Below are 23487 nucleotides of genomic sequence, written 5' to 3'. Positions count from 1 at the left end.
CCGGTTGTGTGCAGTTGCGAAAAGCCGTAGAAATCAGAGGTTTTTTTCAGGGGGGATTTTCATTAGAATTGGCGCTCATTTTTTAAGCAGATTGTAAGGTTTTTCTCAATGGCGAATATCAAGGTGCTGGTGGGCTCTACATACGGCAACGCTCAGCAGGTAGCGGAAGATTGTGCAGAGCAGTTGAACGGTCTGGGTCACAACACCGTAGTTCTGGCTGAACCTAAACTGGAAGAAGTGGTTGCAGACGACACCGAGGTTCTGTTGGTGTGCACCGCAACTATCGGTCTGGGTGAAATTCCAAACAATCTGATGCCACTGTACTCCCAGCTGAAAGACCAGGCACCACAGCTGTCTGAAAAACGTTACGGTTTGATCTCCCTGGGTGACAGTGGTTACCAGAACTTCGCTAATGCGGGCAAACTGATGGATGAACTGCTGCAGGAACTGCAGGTTCAGCGTGTCGGTGAGACTCTGGAGATCGATGCGTGTGAAACGCCTGATCCTGAAGAAGCGGCAAGCGAGTGGATTTCCGCTTGGGCAGCGCAGCTGTAAGCGATCTTGCCGGATAAAGAAAAGCCTGAGCATTGCTCAGGCTTTTTTGTTTTCAGAGTGCGAAAAGTCGGTGGCTGATTATTTCACCCCTTATTTCAACAGGAAGCCACGCTCTTGCAGGAACGGCAGCATGTGCGGGCGGGATTCTTTCACCAACATGCCTGAGATCTGCTCGCTCCAGGTCATATCTTTAGTGCCACCGGTTCGGGTGCGGTAGTACTCACGTACGTGGCCGTCGTATGCAGCGATGTGCTCCTGGTCTCCGGTGTCATCATAGACTTCCTGTTTCAGGACTACGTTGACCGGCAGGCGAGGTTTTACCTCCGGGTTCTGGTCCGGATAACCCAGACACATACCAAATACCGGGTACACCAGATCTGGCAGTTCCAGTAAATCTGCAACTTCCGCAATATTATTGCGCAGGCCACCAATGTAGACGATACCCAGGCCCAGAGATTCAGCGGCAACCACCAGATTCTGAGCGAACAGGCCGCAATCCAGAGATGCGGTGATGAACTGCTCGGTAAAACCGGACTGCATCTTGGCGTCGTGCATGTCGCATGCCAACTGGTGACGTTTCATATCGGCACAGAACACCAGGAATACAGGGGCTGACGCTACATAGGCCTGACCACCGGCACACGCGGCCAGTTTTTCACGAGTCTCGGTATTGTTTACCTGAATCACGGTGCACGCCTGAATAAAGCTTGAGGTGGCGGCAGACTGTCCGGCTTCCACCAGGGTTTCAACGATGCCCTGATCGACGGGTTGTTCAGTGAATTTGCGGATAGAGCGATGAGACTTAAGCAGGTCGATAACAGCGTTCATGGTGTTCTCTGATTCCGGTTCTGTTAATTGGTGGAAACCTTAGCAAGTTAATTTTCTGTTGAATAGCCACCAGGAGTAGGGAAATTACTAATCCTTTAGAGCACGTGGCGAAAAGTCAGGTTAATCCTGGGCTCACGTGGTTTTTGGGTTCGCGGAACACTGTGTTGCCAGAAGTGTTGCAGCGTGCCACGCATCAAAAGCAGAGAACCGTGCTCCAGCACGATCTCCCGTTTGATGTTGTGATCGTCCTTGCGTCGCAATAGAAAGCGGCGCTCCTCCCCGAGGCTGATCGATGCGATGGTTGGGTTTTGTCCCAATTCTGGTTCGTCATCGCTATGCCAGCCCATGCTGTCCTGGCCGTTTCGGTAGAGATTGAGCAGAACTGCGTTAAAGGTGGTGCTGCAGGGTTCGATCAAGCTGTTCTTTAACCGGTCCAGAGCAGGGTGCCAGGGTTCTGCCTCCAGTTTCAGGTTGGAGTAGAGGTAACTGATGCCCGGCTCTCCCTGAAAGTTCTGCAGGCGAGGGATCGGGTGTTCTGTACCAAAGAGGCGAATGCGGTCCTGACGCCAGTTTATTTCCTCGGTGAGCGTGTGCAGAAGGTTGTCGGCTTCCGTAACGCTGAGAAAGTTGGCGTCGTAGATCAACTCGCCATCCGGCATATCGACCGTATTAAAAAGTCCCAGGTTCATCGTTTTAGCTGTTGGATTGCGGCTTCTGCCAGTGCATCGCTGATATCAATCTTGTTGCTTTCATGAGGAATACAGCCGGTTGTCACCACATCGGCAACTTCCAGAAGGTGGCTATAGGCGTCACCGGCAAAGAGGCCATGCACACCGATACAGCAAGGGCGTTTGAGTTCCGCATGTGTCAGATGGTTGACCGTTTCGATCATGGTGCGGCCGCTGGAGATGATGTCATCAACCAACACCGGGGTGTGATCACGCCAGCGGTCTACATCGGGCAGGGACACTTCTACATCGTAATCGCCGTGGCGCACCTTGGTTAACACCTGAAACGGTGCATCTGCCAGACGGGCAACTTCGGAGACCCACTGTTCGCTTTCGCTATCCGGACCGATCAGCAGCGGGCGTTCAAGGTTGTGACGGATCCAGTCTGCAATCAGTGGCGCGGCGGGTACCACCTGACTTGGAATACTGTAGATCTGATCCAGGCTGTCGTAACGGTGTAGGTGCGGGTCCATGGTGACCAGCCAGTCCAGTGCCTGTGAGAGCAGGCGGGCATAGGGCCGAGAACTCACACATTCGCCGGGTTTGAAACGTTTATCCTGCCGCATGTAGGCGAGATACGGCGTGATCAGTCCGACCTGACGGGCTCCAAGATCCCGCAGGGTATCGATCAGAAACAACAAACGCAGGGTCTTTTCGTTGGGGCGGGCCAGGTTGCAGAAGATCACCACATCCCGGTTATTGCAGTCGTTGAGTACCCGCAGGTAGCTTTCCCCGTCTGGGAAGTGGCGCTGCTCCAGTTCGCCCAGCTCCGCCTGCATGGCGTGGGCGATCGCTTGCGCCTGCTGCGGGTCGGATTCCAGGTTAATCAGTAACGCGTTCATTCAGCTGCTCCTTGTCTGCACAGATCTGGACGGTTTCCGGGTAGGCTTCGAGGTATTCAACGGCGTAGTTCAACTCACCGGCGCTTTCGGCATGGATGGTGATTAAAGGGGTGTTGGGGTGGACTTCTTCGCCGAGTTTGACGTGGATCTCAACACCTGCTGCCAGATCCGCGGGGGCGCCGGCCAGTTTCGCGACCTGCGATAAACGGCGGTTATCCACGGAGCTGAGCCAGCCGTGCTGGTGGGCGATCAATTCAAAGCGGTAGGGGGCGATAGGGGGCTCACGCATACCACCCTGGGCTTCGCAGATATGACGGAATTTTTCCCAAGCCTGTCCTGAGTCGATCAATTGCTTGGCTTGATTGATGCCTTCTCCCTTGGGAAGGTCGGTAGCCATCTCCAGCATGGCGCCTGCGACGGTTATAGATCGCTCACGCAGATCAGCCGGAGCGTTAGCGTTATTTTGTAATACCGCCATAATGTCGCGCGCTTCCAGCGCGGGGCCGATGCCGTAACCCACCGGTTGGCGTCCATCGCTGAAGATAATATCGATGGTCAGACCCAGGGATTTCGCAACTTCGCGGAAACTGGCAGCCAGCTTGTCTGCGGCGGCTTGGCTGCGCACCTTGGCGGTCGGGCCTACCGGCATATCGATCAACACATGGGTCGCACCGGCGGCGATCTTCTTGGACAACACTGAGGCGATGAGCTGGCCTTCACTATCGATATCCAATACCCGCTCGACCTTGATCAGCAGATCGTCAGCCGGGGAGAGGCGCACTGAGCCACCCCAGGCCAGACAGCCACCATGCTCGCACACGACCTTTTTCATTTCATCCAGGGACAGGGATACGTTGGTCAGCGCTTCCATGGTATCGGCAGTGCCAGCAGGTGAGGTGATCGCACGCGAGGAGGTCTTAGGAACAGTCAGTCCGCTGGCGGCAAGTATCGAAACCACAATCGGTGTGGTGCGGTTGCCGGGCAAGCCGCCCACGCAGTGTTTATCCAGCACTAACGGCAGATCCCAGCTGATCTTGCTGCCGGAGTTCACCATCGCTTCGGTTAGGTAGGTGATCTCCTGGTCGTTCATATTGTCGTTGCCGCAGGCGGTAATAAACGCCGCCAGGTGAACGTCGGCGTAACGCCCGGCTACGATATCCTCGATGATTTCGCTGTACTGATCTTGCGTCAGACTATGACCGTACACCTTGGCGCGGATATTGGAGATGGACGCCACAGGTGTGGGGTGAGAGGCCCAGATGCTGTCGCCGTCCTTTACCCCCAGGCGCTGCCAGGCGGATTCGGACAGGCCGATCTCGCCGGGGCGGAGCAGTTCACTGGTGATGATGTTGAGTGTGGCGATGATGTGCTGACTTTCAGTACGCACCAATACGCGGGATAAGGCCGCAAACCCTTCTGACTTGCAGACAGCGCTGTCTGCGCGCAGATAGATGGTCAGTTCCTGTTGTGTATCCAGTCCCAGGCGCCGGGCCTTCAGGGGAGTCATCCGTTCAGGGATAAATGTCATATCGCACCTTCCTATAGATAAGTCACTGTATCTCATACTGAAATCAGGATGTTGACGGGGCGCAGAAGAATCCGTGTCTTACAGCTATGCTAACGAATATAAAGATGAGGAGATAGCCATGAGTACCCTAGCATCCCAGGAATGTACCGCCTGCCGTGCTGACTCGCCTCAGGTTGGGGAACATGAGGCAGATGAACTGCTGGCTCAATTGCCGGAATGGCAGATGATCAGCGCAAGTGGTGTGCCACAGCTGGAAAGGACGTATAAGTTCCGAAACTTTGCTGATGCGTTGGCATTTACCAACAAAGTCGGTGAATTGGCTGAATCGCTGAATCATCATCCCGACATCAGTCTTGGCTGGGGCTATGTGCGTCTGATCTGGTACACCCATGCGATCAGTGGGCTTCATCAGAACGATTTTATCTGTGCGGCAAAATCTGATCAGTTATTCTGCGAATCCTGAAGTCAGAGTTTCATTGAAGGTGAAAAGCCTTAGGGATGCGGCTTAACGTCAGTGCCTTTGTAAAATATTCGGGCTAGAATAGCCGCGAAAATAGCATAGCTTTGTGGGGACAAAGAACAAATGGAACGTAGATTCAGACTGGTTCTGTCTTGCCCGGATCGGGTAGGCATTGTGGCAATGGTCAGTAACTTTATTTCCAGTCATGGCGGCTCAATCGCTGATGCCAACCAGCACTCCGATCCAAGTACCGGCTGGTTTTTCATGCGTGTTGAGATCCGTGCTGAATCGCTGCCGTTTTCTCTGGAAGAGCTGTGCAATGCGTTTTCTCCGATCGCCCAGTCATTCAACATGACCTGGGAGATCCATGACTCTGCTCAGCCGCGGAAGGTGATTTTGATGGCCAGCCGTCAGTCTCACTGCCTGGCAGACCTACTGCACCGTTACCACGAAGGTGAACTGGATTGTGAAATCCCGTGTGTGATCTCCAACCATGACGACCTGCGCAGTATGGTGGAATGGCACGATATCCCGTACTTCCATGTACCGGTTGATAAAGAGAACAAGGCTGAGCACTTTGAACAGGTCAGCAAACTGATTCGTAAGCATGAAGCCGATACGGTGGTGCTGGCGCGTTACATGCAGATTCTGCCATCGGATATCTGTGCCGAATATGAGCGTCGTATCATTAACATTCACCACAGCTTCCTGCCATCCTTCGCCGGTGCCAAGCCGTATCACCAGGCACACGAACGTGGTGTGAAGTTGATCGGGGCAACCTGCCACTATGTAACTGAAGATCTGGATGCCGGTCCTATCATCGATCAGGATGTGATTCGCATCAGCCATCAGGACACCCCGGAAGAGATGGTGCGCCTGGGCCGTGACGTGGAGAAGATGGTTCTGTCGCGCGGTTTACGCTGGCATCTGCAGGACCGAATCTTGGTGCAGGGCAATAAAACAGTCGTATTTAACTAAAGTATGAACTTTCGCGTTGCCAGTCGGCTAGTATTGGTATAAAGATTAAGGAAGAGGGCTGGATTCGATATCCCAAGATGTTGTCTCTGGGGAACAGCCCCGGCAAGGAGGAAACCCAATGCTCAGATCCGTAAAAGCTCAGGATTACATGTGTGAAGCCCTGATCACCTTCAAACCGGAAACTGACCTGTTTGAAGCGATTAATGCACTTGTGGACAACGGGATTACCGGTGCCCCGGTCATTGATAGTGGCGGCAAGCTGGTGGGGCTACTCTCTGAAGCTGACTGCCTACGTGCAATTCTGACGCTTACCTATCATGAAGAAGAGATGGGTGGTGTGGTTGGCGATTACATGGTGGACGAAGTTCACACCGTCAATTACGATGCTGACATCATCGCAGTCGCGGAAGAATTTATTAATAACGGCCGTCGTCGTTTACCGGTTGTAAAAGACGGTAAGGTGATTGGGCAGATTAGCCGTCGCGATATCCTGCGAGCGGTTGAGATCTTTGCTCAAGACGGTTAACGTTGTGTGCTGTGAATTCAGGCCGCAGCTTTGTCTGCGGCCTTTTTATTTGTAAGGTACTGAACTGCTGATGGGTTACCAGATTCCCGAACAACCATTGCTTATCTATCCCTCTCTGGCTGAGAAATTTGGCTTGGAAGAGGCGTTGTTGCTGGGCATCTATCATCAACTCTCCCAGCGTATGGGGCTGCGTTTACGCAGTGGTACTGAGATCAAACTGGATACGCAGAGCTGGCGACAGCTGGTGCCGTTCTGGTCACAGGACCAGATCGCCATGGTCACCAACAGCCTGGTATCACAGGGTGCTATCGACGCCAGTGTCAGCAAAACGCTGGTGAAGATTGTGCTGCTTCAGGAGCAGGAACAAGCAGCACCGGAAGTCAGCGAACCGACAGTTGTGGCGGAACCCGAAATAGAGATGGTGAGCCGCCTGCAGGTGGTAGATCAACCGCCACTATCAATCGATGAGCCGCCCCCGCTGGGCATGGCACAACCGCCTCAACAGCCAGCACCTCCACCGGTGCAAGAGCCGCAATGGCAGCAGTCGCCCGCGCAGCGCACACCGGCACCGGCCTTTGGCGGTAGTACCGGTTGGCGTCGACACAAGAGTGAGCTGCAGGTAATCTTTGAACAACACGAAGAGCGCAATCAGCACCTGCACACCATGTTCCTGGGGTGGCAGCCCACCGCCAATTTCTTCGAGCTGCTACCGCGTCACGGGATCAGTGAAGAGTTTGCCCGCAGCTGCATTGATGAGTTTGTGCTTTACTGGGTAAACAGAGACCGCCGTGAATCCAACTGGGACCAGAAATTCCTGGCCTGGGTGAAGCGAGACTGGGTGCAGAAGCAGACGCGCGATGCGCGAGAACAGCGCGTGGCGCAGCAAGAGAAAAGTTTTAACAATGAAAACTCCCGCAGAGATACTCGCGAAAAACGAAAACGGGTTACCCAAGCCATCATGGACATCAAGGACACCGACTGGTGAAACCCAGGTGCCCGTGAATCCACACGCACAGGCGGGTGGGCAGGCACAGCCCCAGGCAATCTCTAACGAGACCAAAACCCTCGTTAATATGATCTTTGCCCGCTTTATGGCGATCTACGGGCACAAATTCAAAAGTTGCTTCGAAACCCAGGATGAGCTGCGTCTGGCCAAGCGTGAATGGGCGCTGAGCCTGCGTGGTTACAACGAATCCGAACTTGTGGCGGCAATCGACCGTTGCAAAGAGTCACTGGCGTGGATGCCATCGGTTTCCGAGTTTCTGGCTATTCTGCAGGAGCTGCGCGGCGATCATGGCTTGCCAGCTTCCCGTAACGCTTATGTTGAAGCTTGCATGCACGCCGATCACCCGACCAAGCACACCTGGAGTCACCCGGCGGTGTATCAGGCGGGTAAGGCGACCGGCTGGTTCCGTCTGCGCACCGAAGATGAGTCCGATGTGGTGGGCGACTTTAACTACCACTACCAGGTGATGTGCCAGCGTGTACGCGATGGTGAAAACCTGGAGGAGGCGGTGCCGATGGCGCTGGAAGATAAAAGCGACAATACACTGGTCGACTTTATTCAGCGCTGGGGTGAAGAGCAGAATCTGGAGCCGCAGGTTGCGGCTAAATTGCTTTACTACCTGATGAAGCCAAAAGGCAGTGCCACCCGCCAGCGTTTTAAAGAGATCGCTCAGAAAGACGCCGATGCACTGGGCATCCAACTGCCTGACGACTACCAGTAACTGTAGTAATCACACCTGTTCGACAGAGGGAACGCTGTTTCTCTCTGTCTTAACTGGTACTTGTCATATTTTTCCCGCATTATCCTTTTCGCACCCGTGCAATGTGGGTGTTTCATGCGCTGCCGCTCTTCGTTACCCTCTAATCAGAGTTGTTATAGATTAAACCTGACATAGAAGAACGAGGGGCGAAATTCCTCAAGCTGTTGATTGCTGCCTTATAAAGGATTTGGGTCCGGCGACCGGCTTTGGAGCTGTCAGCGTGTTTCCAAGGAGTCCGTAATGAAGCCGTTTATATCCCCCGGCTTTGGCTGCGGTTCCTTCATCACTAGGGACTGAATAAATGGAACAAAACGAACGTATAGCACTATTTATCGACCTGGATAACTTTGTAGGTTTCTGCCTTGATGACGGCTTGGCCATGGACATTAAGGGGGAGATCAAAAAACTGGAAGAGCACGGCCGCGTGAGCATCCGCCGTTCCTTCGGTGATATCGTCAAGCTGCCGATGGCTGCAGATAAGAAACAGGAACTGCGTCAGATGCTGCAGGCGAACCTGGTGCAGCACGAGGACATTCCCCACTACAACAACTACAAAAACACCGCCGATATCCGTCTGGCGATCGAGGCGTTGTCCATCGCGTATACCTACCCGGACATCAACTGTTTTGCGGTGATCGCCAATGATCGTGACTTCATGCCGCTGTTTGCCAAGCTGAAGGAGATCGGTAAAACCGTGATCGGCATCGGTAGTACCAGCGACTCCGTGGGTGAGTTGTACCGCAGTGCCTGCGATATCTTCTACTACCATGATGAGCTGGGCTCCCATAAGCCACGTATCAAGAGGCGTACGCTCAACAGCGAACAGGACGTGGTCGATCTGTTGCTGGAAACGGTTGAATATCTGGAAAGCGAAGACCGCAAACCGTTGGGCGCTACTTTGGTACCGGAGATGAAGGCGCGTGCCGATCTGGACTTCAAGAACTACCCGTACGGCTCCTTCCGTGGTTTCTGCGAAATGCTGGAAGGGAAGGGAATCATCTCTACCGAACCACAGGGCGGTGATGTAATCGTCTCCATCGTACCTGGAGCGGTAGTTGAGCGAGCGGAATCACAGGAGCAGCGTCCAACTGGCTTGTTGCAGGAATACATGGATTTCGTGAAAAGCGTCTTTAAGCTCAAGGCAGACCTGCCAAGTCACGACCAACGCCTACAGATCTACCACAAAGCTGATGAGATCCTAGCCGAGAATCCTGAAGGGGTGCCGCTGAAGGAGCTCTCCCAGCAGGTGACCGACGAGCTTGGCCTCAGTAACGGTGAGCAGACTGCGGTATACAAGATCATCTATACCTTGTACCGCTCGCAGAGCTATTTGGCTGAGCGTACCGAGGATAGCTACAACCCGCAGATCCTGCACAGTATCGTCAGCCATGAGGATATGGAGAAGAACCTAATCAAGCGCCTGATCATCCTGTTCCGCAAACACCAGCCGGAATCTGAATTTAACGCGCACAAATGGTCTGAAGTGTTTGTTGGCAACACCTCGTTCTCACGCCTGATCAAGTTTGTGTATAACTACGAATAATCAGGTCGTAGGTGGCAAAAATAAAAAAGGCGGTATCGATTGATACCGCCTTTTTAGTGTCTGTTGGTCAGATTAATCGAGGTTATTGCCAAACATCTGGCCGATCGCTTCGGACAGTTTCTCGCTGCGATCCGGGCTGCGGAACACATGCAGGATCAGTGCACGCAGGTCCGGCATAAACATCAGATCCGCCAGAATACGGGAGAAACCCACCTGACCGGATTTGCCCGCGGCCAGCGCTTCCAGGTACGGCTTCAGTACTTCAGGGAAACGCAGACTGACGTTGCAGCGGGTTGCGATGGCTGCCAGCACTTCCGCTTCCAGCGCGTGTTCGGTATTCAGTACCGCCAGCACCAGGTCACGCTTGGCTTCTTCGTTGTGGCCATTTGAGATTGCACGAATCTGTGCCGCCACATGGTTGGCCGTTGTACCGTCGGACTGCAGGCTGGTCTGCATGCGTGCACTCAGCGCGGCAAACAGCTTGTGATCCGGGGTGATGTTCTCAAGGCAAGTGCAGAGCACTTCGTAGACTTCGTCCGGCAGCTGTGGGATCGCCTTGGTGAGGATCTCGCTGTTGCGGCCCTTGTCATGACGCACCACCAGGTCCGCAATGCCCTGATAACCCAGTGCCTGCCACTGGTCGTAGCCCAACTGACCGTCAAAGTACTGCTGTGCGTATTCGTAGTACTGGGAGGCAGGCTGGCCAATCGCCAGAGTCGCATGAGCGTGGAAGATCGCCATCTTCTCCTGTTCCGGCTTGAAGGAGAACGGGTTGTCCTGCAGGGCGTCTTTCTTGGCGCTGTCCGGATCACCGGAAAGTACGTTGCTGATGTTCTGCATCAGGCGGTTCATGAAATCATCACGTGCTGCCTGTACCAGGTAACCCTGTTCATCCAGCGGCAACTTCAGGAACCACACCACGTTCTGGTCCTTCAACTTCGGGTTCCACATCAACAGCGCAATCCATGCGTGGTGCATAAACGGCGATGGATATGGTACCTGTGCCTGTTCCACTTTGTTGAATGTTTCAGCAGACAGTTTGCTGACACGGCGGCCCATATCAAAGATACGCAACTGGGTCTCGGATTGGCGCAAAAACTCAACAAGGGATGGGATTTGGGACATGATCGATCTCGATAAAGATTTCTGAAACGGGGCCGATTTTACCAGTGCTCAGGCACAATCAACAGCGCTACCTTGGCCGGATACGGGCGATGTGATCGGTGTTGTTCTGCTTGATTGGGATCAAGTCATGTTTTAGTACTTTTATCGTATGCGTCTTTTGCAACAAAAGTTTAAAGCGGATACCCTAACCTTAGCATTTTAAAGGTTATTTTCACTTAGGGAGATACAGGGCTCTTGAACAGCGCTCTTCTTGCATTAGGACGCTCGATGATTGGCAGTCTGCGTGACTTAGCACCAATCATTCTTGTCATCGGATTTTTCCAGATCTTTGTTTTACAGCAGGGCGTGCCCGACTTTGTCGGACTCGTTGTTGGCTTGCTGTGCGTCGTCGCCGGACTGACGTTTTTCATCTATGGCCTGGAGATGGGGCTGTTTCCTATCGGGGAAACGATGGCTCATGCCTTCGCCCGAAAGGGCAGTGTCATCTGGCTGTTGGTCTTTGCCTTCTGCTTGGGGTTCGGGACCACGGTGGCGGAACCCGCCTTGATTGCTGTGGCGGATGAGGCGGCCAAGGTGGCTGCAACCGGGGGCATGATCATTGATTCAGCCGAGGCCCGGGGAAGCTATGCCAACGGCCTGCGTTTCACCGTAGCCTTTTCCGTAGGCCTGGCCATTGTGTTGGGTGTATTGCGTATTCTTAAGGGCTGGTCGATCCAGTACATGATCATTGCGGGTTATATCATGGTGGTGATTATGACCATGTTTGCACCGCGCGAGATTATCGGCATCGCGTATGACTCCGGTGGTGTAACCACTTCAACCATTACAGTGCCGCTGGTGACCGCGCTGGGTGTGGGATTGGCTTCGTCGATTGAAGGACGTAATCCGATGATCGATGGCTTCGGTCTGATCGCCTTCGCCTCACTGACTCCTATGATCTTTGTCATGGCTTACGGGATGGTGATCTGATGGAATTCATCATGCAATTGATCGACATTACCCTGGCCACCATCAAGGATGTGATCCCGATTGCGGCGATCATCTTTGGTTTCCAGTTGTTTGTGATTCGCCGCCCAATCCCGAATGTGAAGCGTGTTGTGATCGGCTTTGCGTATGTGATTGTCGGCCTGGCGTTATTCCTGCTGGGGCTGGATAAAGCCCTGTTCCCGATTGGTCGCTTGATGGCCGAACAGCTGACGAACCCCGAGTTCATCAGTCAGTGGAGTGACGGTGTACCGGGTGCCCTGCACTGGACGGATTACTACTGGGTGTTCCTGTTCGCATTTATGATCGGCGCCAGTACCACGATTGCCGAGCCGTCACTGATCGCGGTGGCGATCAAGGCCAATGAAGTGTCCGGTGGTGCGATTGGTGTCTGGGGCCTGCGTATCGCAGTAGCGCTGGGGGTTGCCGTGGGGATCTCACTGGGTACCTGGCGCATCGTGACCGGTTATCCGATCCACTGGTTCATCATCGCCGGTTACATCGTGGTGGTGATTCAGACCGTGTGGGCGCCGAAGATGATTGTGCCGCTGGCGTACGATTCAGGTGGTGTGACCACCTCCACGGTAACGGTACCGCTGGTGGCGGCACTGGGCCTGGGGCTGGCTGAAACCGTACCGGGGCGTAGTGCCCTGATTGACGGCTTTGGCCTGATTGCTTTTGCAAGTCTGTTCCCGATGATTACGGTGATGGGCTATGCACAGATGACAGAATGGTTGGCGAAGCGCGACGCAAAAGTCCGTGAAACCGCGGATGCCTGACCATTATTTAGCGACGTAAAAACGGAGAATTTGCCGTGCATTTCAAACTGTTAGTGGTATTTGTCGAAGATACCAAAACAGAACTGGTTATGAAGGCTGCGCGAGAAGCAGGTGCAACCGGTGCAACCGTTATCAACAACGCACGTGGTGAGGGTGTTACCAAAACCAAAACGTTCTTTGGCCTGACCCTGGAAACCCAGCGTGATGTCCTGCTATTTATTACTGAAGAACACCTTAGTCGCAAGATTCTGGAAACGATCGGTGAAGTAGCGGGTTTTGACGAAGCGCCGGGCCGAGGAATTGCGATTCAGCTGGATGTTGAAGATGCGGTGGGTGTAGCCCATCAGATTCAGACCCTGTCCAATGTGGTAGAGGAAGAGATATGAGCAGCGAAAAAGTTGTTGTTCGAGTAAAAGACGTGATGACCCAGGACTTTGCGATGGTCGATGGCCTGGTAACGATCAAGGATGCACTGGAGCTGTATAGACAGAAACAGGTGAGCGCTCTGCTGATCAACAAACGCCACGAAGACGACGAGTACGGTATCCTGTTGTTGTCAGACATTGCCAAGCAGGTGGTAGCGAAAGATCGCTCTCCAGAGCGTGTCAATGTATACGAAGTGATGTCCAAGCCGGTGGTGTCTGTAGAGTCCCGCATGGACGTACGCTACTGTGCACGTCTGTTTGATAACTTTGGTCTGGCGCGTGCACCGGTAATCGATAACGGTCAGGTAATGGGTGTTGTGAGTTACAACGACATTGTGCTGAAAGGTCTGATCTGATCAGATAACTGACCCAATAAAAACGGGCTCTGACCTTGCGGTCGAGCCCGTTTTTTTATGCCTTCTTAGTACGATATCAATGACGTACGTTGAGGGCGTCGTCTAGGTGCTGGATCAGTGATTCCAGCTGCGCGGTATCAGCATCCAGTGTTTTGAATGCTTCCTCGGCCATCGCATGCATATTGCTGTTCTGTGGCAGTGGCATCTGCTGCGCGATCATCATCTGCAAGCGTGGGATCATCAGCCACTGAATCCACTCCGAGAACAGCAGTGTATCCACACAGAAAGGCTGTGTGCTGGCGAGTGCTTCAGCTGAGGGCGATTGCTCACCCCACAGCTGCTGCTTGTGCATCTCTTCATGGATTGCGATCAGCAGGGTGCTGACGCGGGCTGTGCGGTCGCTCATTTACCGCGTGCTTCCTTCAGGGTATCCGCAATCAGGAACGCCAGTTCCAGTGCCTGCTCGCCGTTCAAGCGAGGGTCACAGAAGGTGTCGTAGCGATCCGCCAGGCCCTCTTCGGTGATCTGGTAAGCGCCACCGATACACTCGGTCACGTTCTGGCCGGTCATCTCGAAGTGCACACCACCTGCATACGTACCTTCAGCACGGTGTACCTGGAAGAAACCTTTCATCTCTTTCAGGATCGCGTTCACGCTGCGGGTTTTGTAGCCGGAAGAGGCCTTGATGGTGTTGCCGTGCATCGGATCGGAACTCCAGACCACGTTGCGGCCTTCGGATTTCACAGTGCGTACCAGTGGTGGCAGCATGTCTTCGATGTTGTCGGCACCCATGCGGGCGATCAGCGTCAGACGGCCTGGAATGTTGTCCGGGTTCAGGATGTCCATCAGGCGGATCAGGTCATCGGTGGAGGTGGTTGGGCCTACCTTTACGCCGATCGGGTTCTGAATACCCTTCAGGAACTCAACGTGGGCGTGATCCGGCTGACGGGTACGGTCGCCGATCCACAGCATGTGGGCGGAGCAGTCGTACCACTGACCAGTGATGCTGTCTTTACGGGTCAGTGCTTCCTCGTAACCCAGCAGCAGCGCCTCGTGGGAGGTGTACAGGCTGGTTTCGTGGATCTGTGGTGTGGTTTCAGAGGTCAGGCCGCAGGCTTCCATGAAGGCCAGTGCCTGATCGATCTGGGTTGCCAGGTGCTGGTATTTCTCACCCAGTGGGCTCTTGTCTACGAAACCCTGGTTCCAGCGGTGAACCTGATGCAGGTCGGCAAAACCACCCTGAGCGAATGCGCGCAGCAGGTTCAGGGTGGAAGCGGACTGGTGGTACGCCTGCAACAGGCGCTCTGGGTCAGCCACACGGGATTCAGCTGTGAAATCGATGCCGTTAACGATATCGCCACGGTAGCTTGGCAGCTCGATACCGCCGCTGGTTTCAGTCGCAGCGGAACGCGGCTTAGCGAACTGACCCGCCATACGACCGATCTTCACCACCGGACAGCTGCCCGCGAAGGTCAGTACAACCGCCATCTGCAGCAGTACCTGGAAGGTATCGCGAATCTTGTTAGCGTTAAACTCAGCAAAACTCTCCGCACAGTCGCCGCCCTGCACTAAAAAGGCGTTACCGTTCGCAACTTCAGCGAGGTGAGACTGCAGGTTACGGATCTCACCTGCAAATACCAGTGGAGGCATTGTGCTGAGCGTCTCTTCTACCTGCTTAAGTGCGGCCTGATCCGGATATTCCGGCTGCTGGACAATCGGAAGGTTCCGCCAGCTATTCGGGGTCCAGTTTTGCATTTCTTATCCTGAGTATTTCCTGAGTTAAGGGCGACAGTGTAAGGCATCGCGCCGGATAAACAAGAGTGTGATTTTCCTGTTTGTTGTTTTGCGTTAGGGTAACCGCATATTTTTTGGAGGATATGACATGTCAATTGAAGATCGTGAAAAAGGGTTAGCTGTACGCACCGAGGTGATGGGTGAAGAGTTTGTACAGCGCGCTATCGACAACACCACCGAATTTACGGCACCGGTACAGGATTGGATAAACGAAAATGCCTGGGGTTCCACCTGGCAGCGCGAGGGTCTGCCGCGTTCAACACGCAGCCTGGTAACCATTGCGATGCTGGCGGCGCTGAAAGCACCGACGGAACTGAAAGGCCATGTGCGTGGCGCGCTGCGTAACGGCTGTACGCCGGAAGAGATCCAGGAAGTACTGTTGCACTCTATCGTGTATTGCGGTGCGCCAGCTGCGCAGGAAGCGTTTCGTGCTGCGAAAGAAGTGATCGAAAACTGGGAAGGCTAATTGTAGCTTGATCCGGATGGATCGGGTGGCAAAAGTGAAAGAACATCCCTGTCCTTCTGCATGGGGTGTTAATCGTCAGGCGGATTTGATACCTGACAGATTACGGAAGGAGACTTCCTTGGCAGTGCTGAGGAAGTCCACCATAAAGTCAGCGTTCTTCTGGTCTTCGCGGATCGCGGCATAGAGTGTGCACCATACCCCTTTCTCGCCGAGTGATCGCACGGCGATGTAATCCCGCTGTACATATTCATGCAGTGCCCAGTTTGGCAGGGCGGCGACGCCACGCCCGCTGGCAACCAGCTGCATCATCATCACAGTTAGTTCAGCTGTACGGATATTGGCCGGTTCGATGTCAGCCGGGTCCAGGAAGTAGTTGAACACATCCAGCTTCTCTTTCTCGACCGGGTAGGTGATCAGGACTTCCTGCTCAAGATCGCTTGGCTGTACAAAGCGGCGTGCCATCAGGCGGTGTTGCTTGCTGATCGCCAGAACCGACTCATAGGTAAACAGCGGAACGTACGCGATGCCATTGCGGGGCTCCGGGTCGGAGGTAATCACCAAGTCCAGGTCACCACGAGCCAGTGCGGGCAGTGGGTGGAAGCTGAAGCCGCTGGACAGGTCCAGTTCGACCTCCGGCCAGTGCTGGCGGAAGTGGTCGATGGTTGGCATCAACCAGTCAAAGCAGCTGTGACATTCGATACAAAGATTCAGACGACCCGCTTCGCCACCGGCCAGGCGGGCGATATCACGCTCGGCACTGCGGATCATTGGCAGCATTTCATCCGCCAGAGATAGCAGACGCTGGCCTGCACTGGTAAAGCAGATCGGCTTGGTTTTGCGGATAAACAGTGAGCAGTCCAAGCGGTCTTCGAGGTCTTTGATCTGGTGTGAGAGCGCAGATTGGGTCAAATGAACTCGCTCGGCCGCCTCAACCAGACTCCCCGCATCCCGCAGAGCAGACAAAGTTTTCAGATGACGAAGTTCGATCATTGTGCGCTCCCCTGTGACAGATGTATGTCGAAGTATAGTTGCTCTGAAGGGAAAGAGGTGAATCGAACCGGATTAGCAGATAATCCGGTTCGACCGGTCAGGTATGAGTCTTAATCGTTGCTTGGCAGGCCAACCATCAGGAACTCAAGCAGGGCTTTCTGCGCGTGCAGGCGGTTTTCCGCTTCGTCGAAAACAACGGAACGTGGATCGTCCATCATCTCGGCACTCACTTCTTCGCCACGGTGTGCAGGCAGGCAGTGCATGAAGACTGCTTCTTTGTCGGCCAGGTCCATCAGTTCCGGGGTTACCTGGTAGCCAGCAAAGGCGATCTCGCGCTCTTTCTGCTCCTCTTCCTGACCCATGGATGCCCAAACGTCGGTCACAACCAGATGGCTGTCCTTGATCGCTTCGGCCGGGGTGCGGAAAATGCTGATGCGGTCTTTGTTCTCTTCCAGCAGTTCCTGCATCGGCTCAAACCCTTCCGGGCAGGCGATGTTCAGGTGGAAGTCGAACTGGCGTGCAGCGTTGATGTAGGAGTTGCACATGTTGTTGCCGTCACCCACCCAGGTCACAGTCTTGCCCTTGATGCTGCCGCGGTGTTCGCGGTAGGTCTGCATGTCGGCCAGCAGCTGGCACGGGTGGTACTCGTTGGTCAGTGCATTGATCACCGGTACAGAGGAGTTTGCTGCAAACTCTTCCACGATCTCGTGACCGTGGGTACGGATCATAACCACATCAACCATGCTGGAGATCACACGTGCGCTGTCGGAGATCGGCTCGCCGCGACCCAGCTGGGTATCGCGTGGCGACAGGAACATGGCGTGACCGCCAAACTGTGCCATGCCGGCTTCGAAAGACACACGGGTACGGGTGGATGATTTTTCAAAAATCATCGACATCACGCGGTTTTTCAGTGGTTCGTACACTTCGCCGCTGCGAAGAATGTTTTTCAGTTCGGTTGCTCTATCAACAACAGAGCTAAGCTCCGCAGGAGACAGGTCCCGCAGAGTCAAAAAATGTCTTGTAGTCATGGTGATTTTCTCGCTACGTCAGACGTAGCCGCGTGTTATACACGCGGCTTGGCACGATCGTCAGCAGAGTAGATCTTGATCAGTTTGGAAATGGTGTTAACCAGCAGGTCCGCTTCAGTATCGGACATGATCAGTGGAGGCAGCATTCGGACAATCTTGCCACCGCCAGTCACGTTCAGTAGAACACCTTTTACTTTGGCAAGTACGGCCAGTTCGGTACCGGCTTCGGTCAGTTCGATGGCGATCATCAGACCACGACCACGTACTTCTTTAACGTATTCGGCACCGCTCAGTTGATCGCGGAAGCCGTTGACAATGCGCTCACCCAGCTCTTTAGCACGCTCAGCCAGACCTTCGTTGCAGATGGTGTCTACAACGGCCAGGGCTGCGGCGGATGCCAGCGGGTTACCACCAAAGGTGGAACCGTGATTGCCAGGTACAAATACTTTCGCTGCGTTGCCGCTTGCCAGGCAGGCGCCGATCGGCATGCCATTACCCAAACCTTTTGCAGTGGTAACTACGTCAGGCACGATACCGCTCTGCTGGTAAGCAAAGTAAGTACCTGTGCGGCCGTTGCCGGTCTGAACTTCGTCCAGCATCAGCAACCAGTCATGTTCATCACAGATGTCGCGCAACTGAGGCAGGTAATCATCCGCTGGGATCATTACACCGGATTCCCCCTGAATCGGCTCAACCAGAATAGCTACTACATTAGGGTTGTTAGCCGCGATGGTGCGAATCGCATCTACATCGTTGTAAGGTGCACGGACAAAACCCGCAACCAGCGGCTCGAAGCCAGCCTGGGCGGAACGGTTGCCGGTAGCACTCAGGGTTGCCATGGTACGGCCGTGGAAAGAGTTTTCCATCACGATGATGGTAGGCAGATCGATGCCTTTTTCGTGGCCGTATCGTCGCGCGATCTTGATGGCAGCTTCGTTCGCTTCAGCGCCGGAGTTGCCAAAAAATACGTTGTCCATACCTGAGATGCGAGTCAGGCGTTCAGCCAACTGCTCCTGCAGGGGAATAGAGTAGAGGTTGGAAGTGTGCATCAGGCGGGCTGCCTGCTCGCTGATAGCGTGAGTTACAGCTGGGTGTGCGTGACCCAGACCGGTAACAGCGATGCCGCTCAGAGCGTCCAGATACTTGTTTCCATCCGTGTCGTACAACCACGCGCCTTCACCGCGTTCAAAAGCAACTGAAAGCCGGTTGTAGGTCTTCATTACTGGCTCTAGTGCCATAATCCTCTCCATACAACGCAAAAAGGCAGCTAACAGCTGCCACTAAAAAGCCGATTCTATGTGGTGTCTATCCCTTAATCAACCTCTCATGATTGAACGCGTCAGAGATAATAAAAATCGATTAATGGATGCTGATAAGTTTCTGCTATCGCCCTGATTGAATTTTCTAAATATACATTAACAGAGTGATATGGTCGGATATGTGTTAAGATTTCTGCACGTGAAGACAGACACACGGTGTCTTCAAAGTGAAAGCAGATAGGTGTATGAATGAGCGTTATTGATACCATTAAAGAGCAGATTGAAAACAACGACATCCTGCTGTACATGAAAGGCACACCACGTTTCCCTCAGTGTGGTTTCTCCTCCCGCGCGTCTGAAGCGGTGATGGGTTGTGGTGAGCGTTTTGCATTTGTGAACATTCTGGAAAACCCGGAAATCCGTGCAGAACTGCCTAAGTACGCAAACTGGCCGACCTTCCCACAGCTGTGGATTAAAGGTGAGCTGATTGGCGGCTGCGATATCATCTGCGAAATGGCTGCATCCGGCGAGCTGCAGGAGCTGATCAAGGAAGCTTCCGCATCTGATGAAGCAAGCGCCGAGTAATAAAAATTTATAAAAGAGAGGCTTGCGACTGCAGGGCTCTCTTTTATTATGGAAACTCAAACGAACTATACCCACATACGGAGACAAACAATGGGCGTACTCGTAGGTAAACAGGCACCAGATTTTACAGCTCCAGCAGTACTGGCTAACGGTGAAATCGTAGATGCTTACACGCTGTCTGAAGCAGTTAAAGGCAAGAAAGCAGTAGTATTCTTCTACCCGCTGGATTTCACTTTTGTTTGTCCTTCTGAGCTGCTGGCTTTTGACCACCGCATCGAAGAGTTCCAGAAGCGTAACGTTGAAGTGATCGGTGTTTCCATCGACTCTCACTTCTCCCACAACGCTTGGCGTAACACTCCGGTAAACGAAGGTGGTATCGGTCCTGTTAAGTACACTCTGGTAGCGGACATGACTCACGCAATCTGCCAGGCGTACGACGTTGAATCTGAAGGCGGCGTTGCTTTCCGTGGTTCTTTCCTGATCGACGAAGACGGTCTGGTACGTCACCAGGTTGTTAACGATCTGCCACTGGGCCGTAACGTTGACGAAATGCTGCGTATGGTTGACGCGCTGGCATTCCACCAGGAGCACGGCGAAGTGTGTCCAGCTGGTTGGAACCAGGGTGACAAAGGTATGGTTGCTTCCCCAGAAGGTGTTGCAGCTTACCTGACTGAAGAAGCTGACAACCTGTAAGTCAGACCTCTTCAACGAGCTAATAAAAAACCCGCCGAATGGCGGGTTTTTTGTGTCTGTCGGAAACGTTTGGGTGGCTTAGGCGCCGAAGCCAAACTCGTCTTCGTACTCTTCCTGGCCGGCCAGTACCATGTCCCAGCCGCCCAGGTCTTTCCAGCGGTTGACGATGGAACAGAACAGTTCGGCGGTTTTCAGGGTATCGTACAGGGCGGAGTGAGCCTGTTTGCCGTCAAATTCAATATCAGCCACTTCGCAGGCTTTCGCCAGTACGGTCTGACCGTAGGCAAGGCCGGAAAGCGTTGCAGTGTCGAAGCTGGAAAACGGGTGGAACGGGTTGCGCTTCACGTCGGTACGTTCTGCCGCGGCGTTCACAAACCCCTGGTCGAAGGCTGAGTTGTGGCCAACCAGAATGGCGCGTTTGCAGTCGTGGGATTTGATCGACTTGCGGATCGGCTTGAAGATGCTCTCCAGCGCTTCGCGTTCGCTTACTGCGCCACGGTCCGGATCAAATGGATCGATGCCGGTGAAATCCAGTGCCGCTTTCTCCAGGTTGGCGCCTTCGAAAGGCTCAACGTGGGCTTCGTAGTATTTGTCGACCAGCAGATAGCCGTTGTCATCCATCGTGAGGGTGGCGGCAGCGATCTCCAGCAGTGCATCGGTCTTGGCGTTAAAACCTGCAGTTTCGACGTCAACCACAACTGGGAGAAATCCGCGAAAGCGGTTTGCCATAGGGTGTTTATACGGATCTGGACGGCTCAAGAGATTCCCTTACTTTCTGAAATTGCTCATAGTTTGTTCGCCATTCTACCAGCGTTGCTTTTTGATAGCTAAGGAAGCTGTGAACAAGCCTGTACGGCCCTGCAGGGAACGTCCCGGATACTTTTGCCGGAGCCTAAAGGTGTTGTTGTTAGGGCCGAAACAGATAAGATAGCCGTTGGTTTGTTTCAATTTGACAGGTGTGTTGCTGTGTTCACAAGACTGATTCCCATTCTGCTGCTCTGGTTGATCAGTACCGTTGTTCATGCAGTGAGTTATCGAGCGACGATTGAAGACTCAAATTGGGAGTTGGAGTCCTCCATCTTTGTATGCCGCCTGTCCCACGAAATTCCCTCCTTTGGCCGTGCTGTATTTGAGCATGAAGCCGGTGAAAATGTTCACTTCCTGCTGGATCCCACTGAGAAAGGGCACTTTGCCAAAGGGGCAATGCTGGTGTCTGAAGCACCGCCGTGGCGTCCGGGGTTGCTGACCAAAGCGATCGGCCCGGTAAAAGCGGTGAAGAGCGGTAAGCTGGATGTAAAAACCGACTATGCCAAGGCGATGCTGGCAGCCCTGCACAAGGGGTTGATGCCAACCTTTACCACCGAAACCTGGTACGGCACCCCGGAATACCTGCGTGTCTCGGTGTCTGCGGTGAACTTCCGCAACGCCTACAACGATTACGTGGGATGTGTAGCCCAGTTGTTGCCGGTGAACTACCGTCAGGTGGCACGTACCGCAGTATTGTTCCCGCCGGGTGAATGGCGGTTGTCCGATTCCACCCGCGAACGCCTGGATCTGATTATCCTCTACATCAAGAACGACAATAGCGTGCAGTCGGTGTACGTGGATGGTCACAGTGACTCCGCCGGTCGCCGACTGGCCAACCGAGACCTGTCCAAGAAGCGTGCTGAAGTGGTGACCGACTACTTCGTGAAAAACGGTTTGAGTGACGATATGGTCACCACCCGTTACCACGGTGAGCGTTATCCGGTGGTGCCGAACACCACGAAAGATAACCGTGCCCGTAACCGCCGTGTAACAATTCGTCTGGAAAAAGAATAGGGCTGATATTTCCGTGCTGGTGAACGGAATTGGCCTTACCAGACGTAATGCTTATCTGATATAATCCCGCCCCTGTTTCTTACAACCGGTCGCGTTCAGCGGCCGACGTTTGCACAAGTTGGAGCTTGAGAATGTCCGAAATTAAGAAGGTTGTTCTGGCCTATTCCGGTGGACTGGACACTTCCGTAATCGTCCGCTGGCTGCAGGATGAGTACAACGCTGAGGTAGTAACCTTTACTGCCGACCTGGGTCAGGGTGAAGAAGTAGAACCTGCACGCGCTAAAGCGGAAGCGCTGGGCGTGAAAGAGATCTACATCGAAGATCTGCGCGAAGAGTTTGTACGTGATTTCGTATTCCCAATGTTCCGTGCAAACACCATCTACGAAGGCGAATACCTGCTGGGTACTTCCATTGCCCGTCCTCTGATCGCTAAGCGTCTGGTTGAGATCGCTCAGGAAACTGGTGCGGATGCAATCTCCCACGGTGCGACCGGTAAGGGTAACGACCAGGTTCGTTTCGAAATGGGCGCATACGCACTGATGCCAGGTGTGCACGTAATTGCACCATGGCGTGAGTGGGATCTGAACTCCCGTGAAAAACTGATGCAGTACTGTGAAGACCACAACATCGAAGTGGACTTCGCGAAGAACAAGAAGAAGTCTCCGTACTCCATGGACGCCAACCTGCTGCACATCTCTTACGAAGGCGGCATCCTGGAAGATCCTTGGGCGGAAGCTGAAGAAGATATGTGGCGTTGGTCCGTATCTCCGGAGCAGGCTCCAGATGAAGCAACTTACCTGGAACTGACTTACGAAAAAGGCGACATCGTTGCAATCGACGGCAAGCGTATGAGCCCGGCTACTGTTCTGGAATACCTGAACAAAGTAGGTGGCGCGAACGGTGTAGGTCGTCTGGACATCGTAGAAAACCGTTTCGTGGGCATGAAGTCCCGCGGTTGCTACGAAACTCCAGGGGGCACCATCATGCTGAAGGCGCACCGTGCAATCGAGTCTATCACTCTGGACCGTGAAGCGGCGCACCTGAAAGACGAGCTGATGCCACGTTACGCGAAAGTGATCTACAACGGTTTCTGGTGGTCTGAAGAGCGTAAGATGCTTCAGCAGGCGATCGACTACTCCCAGCGTGACGTAAACGGTGACGTTCGCGTGAAATTGTACAAAGGTTCCGTAGAGGTTGTAGGCCGTCGTTCTGAAGACTCCCTGTTTGACGAAAGCATTGCGACTTTCGAAGACGATGCAGGTTCTTACGATCAGAAAGACGCAGCGGGCTTCATCAAGCTGAACGCCCTGCGTATGCGTATCGCTGCCAGCAAAGGTCGTGACCTGCTGGAAGACTGATCAGCACTGACCTAGAGTCATAGAAAAGCCCTGCGTTAACAGCGCAGGGCTTTTTTTATACGTGCGT

Annotated in this window: 27 protein-coding genes; 16 read left to right on the top strand and 11 right to left on the bottom strand. The window is 53.7% G+C overall.

Annotated elements, in window-relative coordinates:
• The first annotated feature begins 108 nt into the window (after nucleotides 1–108).
• Complete coding sequence (locus ACEQ15_RS19115) at nucleotides 109–555, top strand: flavodoxin (protein WP_370280854.1); 447 nt, start codon at nucleotides 109–111, stop codon at nucleotides 553–555.
• A 90-nt stretch (nucleotides 556–645) separates the two neighbouring features.
• On the opposite strand, the gene nfsA is transcribed toward ACEQ15_RS19115, so the two are convergent.
• The 4 genes from nfsA to ACEQ15_RS19095 form a co-directional block, all read right to left on the bottom strand.
• Entirely contained in the window at nucleotides 646–1383 is a 738-nt protein-coding gene (gene nfsA / locus ACEQ15_RS19110) for an oxygen-insensitive NADPH nitroreductase (protein ID WP_370280853.1), read from the bottom strand.
• A gap of 95 nt (nucleotides 1384–1478) precedes the next feature.
• A complete protein-coding gene (locus tag ACEQ15_RS19105; RefSeq protein ID WP_370280852.1) occupies nucleotides 1479–2072 on the bottom strand; it encodes an alpha-ketoglutarate-dependent dioxygenase AlkB in 594 nt (197 codons plus the stop codon).
• Nucleotides 2069–2953 carry a ribose-phosphate pyrophosphokinase gene (locus tag ACEQ15_RS19100; RefSeq protein WP_370280851.1) on the bottom strand — a complete coding sequence of 295 codons (885 nt, stop codon included), beginning with the start codon at nucleotides 2951–2953 and terminating at the stop codon, nucleotides 2069–2071. Before ACEQ15_RS19100 ends, ACEQ15_RS19105 begins: the two co-directional genes overlap by 4 nt.
• Entirely contained in the window at nucleotides 2934–4481 is a 1548-nt protein-coding gene (locus ACEQ15_RS19095; protein ID WP_370280850.1) for a thymidine phosphorylase family protein, read from the bottom strand. The genes ACEQ15_RS19100 and ACEQ15_RS19095 overlap by 20 nt, the downstream gene beginning before the upstream one ends.
• Nucleotides 4482–4599: 118 nt before the next feature.
• Here ACEQ15_RS19095 and ACEQ15_RS19090 point away from each other — a divergent pair, with 118 nt between their 5' ends.
• From ACEQ15_RS19090 to ACEQ15_RS19065, 6 genes are all read left to right on the top strand, one after another.
• Nucleotides 4600–4944: a 4a-hydroxytetrahydrobiopterin dehydratase gene (locus ACEQ15_RS19090; protein ID WP_370280849.1), complete on the top strand. Its 345-nt coding sequence runs from the start codon at nucleotides 4600–4602 to the stop codon at nucleotides 4942–4944.
• Between the two features lie 120 nt (nucleotides 4945–5064).
• The gene (gene purU / locus ACEQ15_RS19085; protein ID WP_370280848.1) at nucleotides 5065–5919 is read left to right on the top strand and encodes a formyltetrahydrofolate deformylase; all 855 of its coding nucleotides are present in this window, start codon (nucleotides 5065–5067) and stop codon (nucleotides 5917–5919) included.
• A gap of 118 nt (nucleotides 5920–6037) precedes the next feature.
• Entirely contained in the window at nucleotides 6038–6445 is a 408-nt protein-coding gene (locus tag ACEQ15_RS19080) for a CBS domain-containing protein (RefSeq protein ID WP_370280847.1), read from the top strand.
• Nucleotides 6446–6515: 70 nt separating this feature from the next.
• Nucleotides 6516–7430, top strand: coding sequence for a DnaT-like ssDNA-binding domain-containing protein (locus tag ACEQ15_RS19075; RefSeq protein WP_370280846.1), 915 nt, complete (start codon nucleotides 6516–6518; stop codon nucleotides 7428–7430).
• A 7-nt stretch (nucleotides 7431–7437) separates the two neighbouring features.
• Nucleotides 7438–8172 (top strand): replication protein P, encoded by a 735-nt coding sequence (locus ACEQ15_RS19070; protein WP_370280845.1) that lies wholly within the window; start codon nucleotides 7438–7440, stop codon nucleotides 8170–8172.
• A gap of 340 nt (nucleotides 8173–8512) precedes the next feature.
• Nucleotides 8513–9754 (top strand): NYN domain-containing protein, encoded by a 1242-nt coding sequence (locus ACEQ15_RS19065; RefSeq protein ID WP_370280844.1) that lies wholly within the window; start codon nucleotides 8513–8515, stop codon nucleotides 9752–9754.
• A 72-nt stretch (nucleotides 9755–9826) separates the two neighbouring features.
• Here ACEQ15_RS19065 and ACEQ15_RS19060 read toward each other — a convergent pair whose 3' ends face one another.
• Nucleotides 9827–10879 carry a DUF3549 family protein gene (locus tag ACEQ15_RS19060; RefSeq protein ID WP_370280843.1) on the bottom strand — a complete coding sequence of 351 codons (1053 nt, stop codon included), beginning with the start codon at nucleotides 10877–10879 and terminating at the stop codon, nucleotides 9827–9829.
• A 267-nt stretch (nucleotides 10880–11146) separates the two neighbouring features.
• On the opposite strand from ACEQ15_RS19060, the gene ACEQ15_RS19055 reads away from it, so the two are divergent.
• Genes ACEQ15_RS19055 through ACEQ15_RS19040 form a run of 4 tightly spaced genes read left to right on the top strand, consistent with a single transcriptional unit; the run spans nucleotide 11147 to nucleotide 13423 of the window.
• Nucleotides 11147–11848: a DUF1538 family protein gene (locus ACEQ15_RS19055; RefSeq protein ID WP_370280842.1), complete on the top strand. Its 702-nt coding sequence runs from the start codon at nucleotides 11147–11149 to the stop codon at nucleotides 11846–11848.
• The gene (locus ACEQ15_RS19050; RefSeq protein ID WP_370280841.1) at nucleotides 11848–12642 is read left to right on the top strand and encodes a DUF1538 domain-containing protein; all 795 of its coding nucleotides are present in this window, start codon (nucleotides 11848–11850) and stop codon (nucleotides 12640–12642) included. The genes ACEQ15_RS19055 and ACEQ15_RS19050 overlap by 1 nt, the downstream gene beginning before the upstream one ends.
• A gap of 35 nt (nucleotides 12643–12677) precedes the next feature.
• The gene (locus ACEQ15_RS19045; RefSeq protein ID WP_370280840.1) at nucleotides 12678–13028 is read left to right on the top strand and encodes a P-II family nitrogen regulator; all 351 of its coding nucleotides are present in this window, start codon (nucleotides 12678–12680) and stop codon (nucleotides 13026–13028) included.
• The gene (locus ACEQ15_RS19040) at nucleotides 13025–13423 is read left to right on the top strand and encodes a CBS domain-containing protein (RefSeq protein ID WP_370280839.1); all 399 of its coding nucleotides are present in this window, start codon (nucleotides 13025–13027) and stop codon (nucleotides 13421–13423) included. The genes ACEQ15_RS19045 and ACEQ15_RS19040 overlap by 4 nt, the downstream gene beginning before the upstream one ends.
• A 76-nt stretch (nucleotides 13424–13499) precedes the next feature.
• Here the strand turns inward: ACEQ15_RS19040 and ACEQ15_RS19035 are convergent, their stop codons facing one another.
• Nucleotides 13500–13829, bottom strand: a complete 330-nt coding sequence (locus tag ACEQ15_RS19035; RefSeq protein WP_370280838.1) for a YqcC family protein — start codon at nucleotides 13827–13829, stop codon at nucleotides 13500–13502.
• Complete coding sequence (locus ACEQ15_RS19030) at nucleotides 13826–15178, bottom strand: class II 3-deoxy-7-phosphoheptulonate synthase (protein ID WP_370280837.1); 1353 nt, start codon at nucleotides 15176–15178, stop codon at nucleotides 13826–13828. The genes ACEQ15_RS19035 and ACEQ15_RS19030 overlap by 4 nt, the downstream gene beginning before the upstream one ends.
• A gap of 127 nt (nucleotides 15179–15305) precedes the next feature.
• On the opposite strand from ACEQ15_RS19030, the gene ACEQ15_RS19025 reads away from it, so the two are divergent.
• Nucleotides 15306–15683 carry a carboxymuconolactone decarboxylase family protein gene (locus ACEQ15_RS19025; RefSeq protein WP_282350658.1) on the top strand — a complete coding sequence of 126 codons (378 nt, stop codon included), beginning with the start codon at nucleotides 15306–15308 and terminating at the stop codon, nucleotides 15681–15683.
• Between the two features lie 75 nt (nucleotides 15684–15758).
• On the opposite strand, the gene ACEQ15_RS19020 is transcribed toward ACEQ15_RS19025, so the two are convergent.
• The 3 genes from ACEQ15_RS19020 to ACEQ15_RS19010 all read right to left on the bottom strand — a co-directional run bounded on the left by ACEQ15_RS19020 (nucleotide 15759) and on the right by ACEQ15_RS19010 (nucleotide 18942).
• Nucleotides 15759–16673 carry a LysR family transcriptional regulator gene (locus ACEQ15_RS19020; protein ID WP_370280836.1) on the bottom strand — a complete coding sequence of 305 codons (915 nt, stop codon included), beginning with the start codon at nucleotides 16671–16673 and terminating at the stop codon, nucleotides 15759–15761.
• 110 nt (nucleotides 16674–16783) lie between these two features.
• On the bottom strand, nucleotides 16784–17704 hold the full coding sequence (gene argF / locus ACEQ15_RS19015) for an ornithine carbamoyltransferase (RefSeq protein ID WP_370280835.1): 921 nt from the start codon (nucleotides 17702–17704) through the stop codon (nucleotides 16784–16786).
• A gap of 35 nt (nucleotides 17705–17739) precedes the next feature.
• Entirely contained in the window at nucleotides 17740–18942 is a 1203-nt protein-coding gene (locus ACEQ15_RS19010; protein ID WP_370280834.1) for an aspartate aminotransferase family protein, read from the bottom strand.
• Between the two features lie 270 nt (nucleotides 18943–19212).
• Here ACEQ15_RS19010 and grxD point away from each other — a divergent pair, with 270 nt between their 5' ends.
• Nucleotides 19213–19548, top strand: a complete 336-nt coding sequence (grxD, locus tag ACEQ15_RS19005; RefSeq protein ID WP_370280833.1) for a Grx4 family monothiol glutaredoxin — start codon at nucleotides 19213–19215, stop codon at nucleotides 19546–19548.
• A 90-nt stretch (nucleotides 19549–19638) separates the two neighbouring features.
• Complete coding sequence (locus ACEQ15_RS19000; RefSeq protein WP_282350663.1) at nucleotides 19639–20241, top strand: peroxiredoxin; 603 nt, start codon at nucleotides 19639–19641, stop codon at nucleotides 20239–20241.
• Nucleotides 20242–20319: 78 nt separating this feature from the next.
• Here the strand turns inward: ACEQ15_RS19000 and rnt are convergent, their stop codons facing one another.
• Nucleotides 20320–20970 carry a ribonuclease T gene (rnt, locus tag ACEQ15_RS18995; RefSeq protein ID WP_370280832.1) on the bottom strand — a complete coding sequence of 217 codons (651 nt, stop codon included), beginning with the start codon at nucleotides 20968–20970 and terminating at the stop codon, nucleotides 20320–20322.
• A 237-nt stretch (nucleotides 20971–21207) separates the two neighbouring features.
• On the opposite strand from rnt, the gene ACEQ15_RS18990 reads away from it, so the two are divergent.
• Both ACEQ15_RS18990 and ACEQ15_RS18985 read left to right on the top strand, forming a co-directional pair.
• Complete coding sequence (locus ACEQ15_RS18990; protein WP_370280831.1) at nucleotides 21208–22062, top strand: OmpA family protein; 855 nt, start codon at nucleotides 21208–21210, stop codon at nucleotides 22060–22062.
• 131 nt (nucleotides 22063–22193) lie between these two features.
• Entirely contained in the window at nucleotides 22194–23420 is a 1227-nt protein-coding gene (locus ACEQ15_RS18985) for an argininosuccinate synthase (protein WP_370280830.1), read from the top strand.
• Nucleotides 23421–23487 lie beyond the last annotated feature (67 nt).

The sequence above is a fragment of the Pontibacterium sp. genome, assembly GCF_964228735.1.
Taxonomy (GTDB): Bacteria; Pseudomonadota; Gammaproteobacteria; order Pseudomonadales; family Balneatricaceae; genus Pontibacterium.
Note: the sequence above shows the minus strand (reverse complement) of the source record. Positions and strands in the feature narration are given on the sequence as shown.

What these genes read in the sequence shown, in the direction of transcription:
- ACEQ15_RS19115 (WP_370280854.1), top strand. Translation starts at nt 109, where the DNA reads ATGGCGAATATCAAGGTGCTGGTGGGCTCTACATACGGCAACGCTCAG.
- nfsA (WP_370280853.1), bottom strand. Translation starts at nt 1,383, where the DNA reads ATGAACGCTGTTATCGACCTGCTTAAGTCTCATCGCTCTATCCGCAAA.
- ACEQ15_RS19105 (WP_370280852.1), bottom strand. Translation starts at nt 2,072, where the DNA reads ATGAACCTGGGACTTTTTAATACGGTCGATATGCCGGATGGCGAGTTG.
- ACEQ15_RS19100 (WP_370280851.1), bottom strand. Translation starts at nt 2,953, where the DNA reads ATGAACGCGTTACTGATTAACCTGGAATCCGACCCGCAGCAGGCGCAA.
- ACEQ15_RS19095 (WP_370280850.1), bottom strand. Translation starts at nt 4,481, where the DNA reads ATGACATTTATCCCTGAACGGATGACTCCCCTGAAGGCCCGGCGCCTG.
- ACEQ15_RS19090 (WP_370280849.1), top strand. Translation starts at nt 4,600, where the DNA reads ATGAGTACCCTAGCATCCCAGGAATGTACCGCCTGCCGTGCTGACTCG.
- purU (WP_370280848.1), top strand. Translation starts at nt 5,065, where the DNA reads ATGGAACGTAGATTCAGACTGGTTCTGTCTTGCCCGGATCGGGTAGGC.
- ACEQ15_RS19080 (WP_370280847.1), top strand. Translation starts at nt 6,038, where the DNA reads ATGCTCAGATCCGTAAAAGCTCAGGATTACATGTGTGAAGCCCTGATC.
- ACEQ15_RS19075 (WP_370280846.1), top strand. Translation starts at nt 6,516, where the DNA reads ATGGGTTACCAGATTCCCGAACAACCATTGCTTATCTATCCCTCTCTG.
- ACEQ15_RS19065 (WP_370280844.1), top strand. Translation starts at nt 8,513, where the DNA reads ATGGAACAAAACGAACGTATAGCACTATTTATCGACCTGGATAACTTT.
- ACEQ15_RS19060 (WP_370280843.1), bottom strand. Translation starts at nt 10,879, where the DNA reads ATGTCCCAAATCCCATCCCTTGTTGAGTTTTTGCGCCAATCCGAGACC.
- ACEQ15_RS19055 (WP_370280842.1), top strand. Translation starts at nt 11,147, where the DNA reads ATGATTGGCAGTCTGCGTGACTTAGCACCAATCATTCTTGTCATCGGA.
- ACEQ15_RS19050 (WP_370280841.1), top strand. Translation starts at nt 11,848, where the DNA reads ATGGAATTCATCATGCAATTGATCGACATTACCCTGGCCACCATCAAG.
- ACEQ15_RS19040 (WP_370280839.1), top strand. Translation starts at nt 13,025, where the DNA reads ATGAGCAGCGAAAAAGTTGTTGTTCGAGTAAAAGACGTGATGACCCAG.
- ACEQ15_RS19035 (WP_370280838.1), bottom strand. Translation starts at nt 13,829, where the DNA reads ATGAGCGACCGCACAGCCCGCGTCAGCACCCTGCTGATCGCAATCCAT.
- ACEQ15_RS19030 (WP_370280837.1), bottom strand. Translation starts at nt 15,178, where the DNA reads ATGCAAAACTGGACCCCGAATAGCTGGCGGAACCTTCCGATTGTCCAG.
- ACEQ15_RS19025 (WP_282350658.1), top strand. Translation starts at nt 15,306, where the DNA reads ATGTCAATTGAAGATCGTGAAAAAGGGTTAGCTGTACGCACCGAGGTG.
- ACEQ15_RS19020 (WP_370280836.1), bottom strand. Translation starts at nt 16,673, where the DNA reads ATGATCGAACTTCGTCATCTGAAAACTTTGTCTGCTCTGCGGGATGCG.
- argF (WP_370280835.1), bottom strand. Translation starts at nt 17,704, where the DNA reads ATGACTACAAGACATTTTTTGACTCTGCGGGACCTGTCTCCTGCGGAG.
- ACEQ15_RS19010 (WP_370280834.1), bottom strand. Translation starts at nt 18,942, where the DNA reads ATGGCACTAGAGCCAGTAATGAAGACCTACAACCGGCTTTCAGTTGCT.
- grxD (WP_370280833.1), top strand. Translation starts at nt 19,213, where the DNA reads ATGAGCGTTATTGATACCATTAAAGAGCAGATTGAAAACAACGACATC.
- ACEQ15_RS19000 (WP_282350663.1), top strand. Translation starts at nt 19,639, where the DNA reads ATGGGCGTACTCGTAGGTAAACAGGCACCAGATTTTACAGCTCCAGCA.
- rnt (WP_370280832.1), bottom strand. Translation starts at nt 20,970, where the DNA reads ATGGCAAACCGCTTTCGCGGATTTCTCCCAGTTGTGGTTGACGTCGAA.
- ACEQ15_RS18985 (WP_370280830.1), top strand. Translation starts at nt 22,194, where the DNA reads ATGTCCGAAATTAAGAAGGTTGTTCTGGCCTATTCCGGTGGACTGGAC.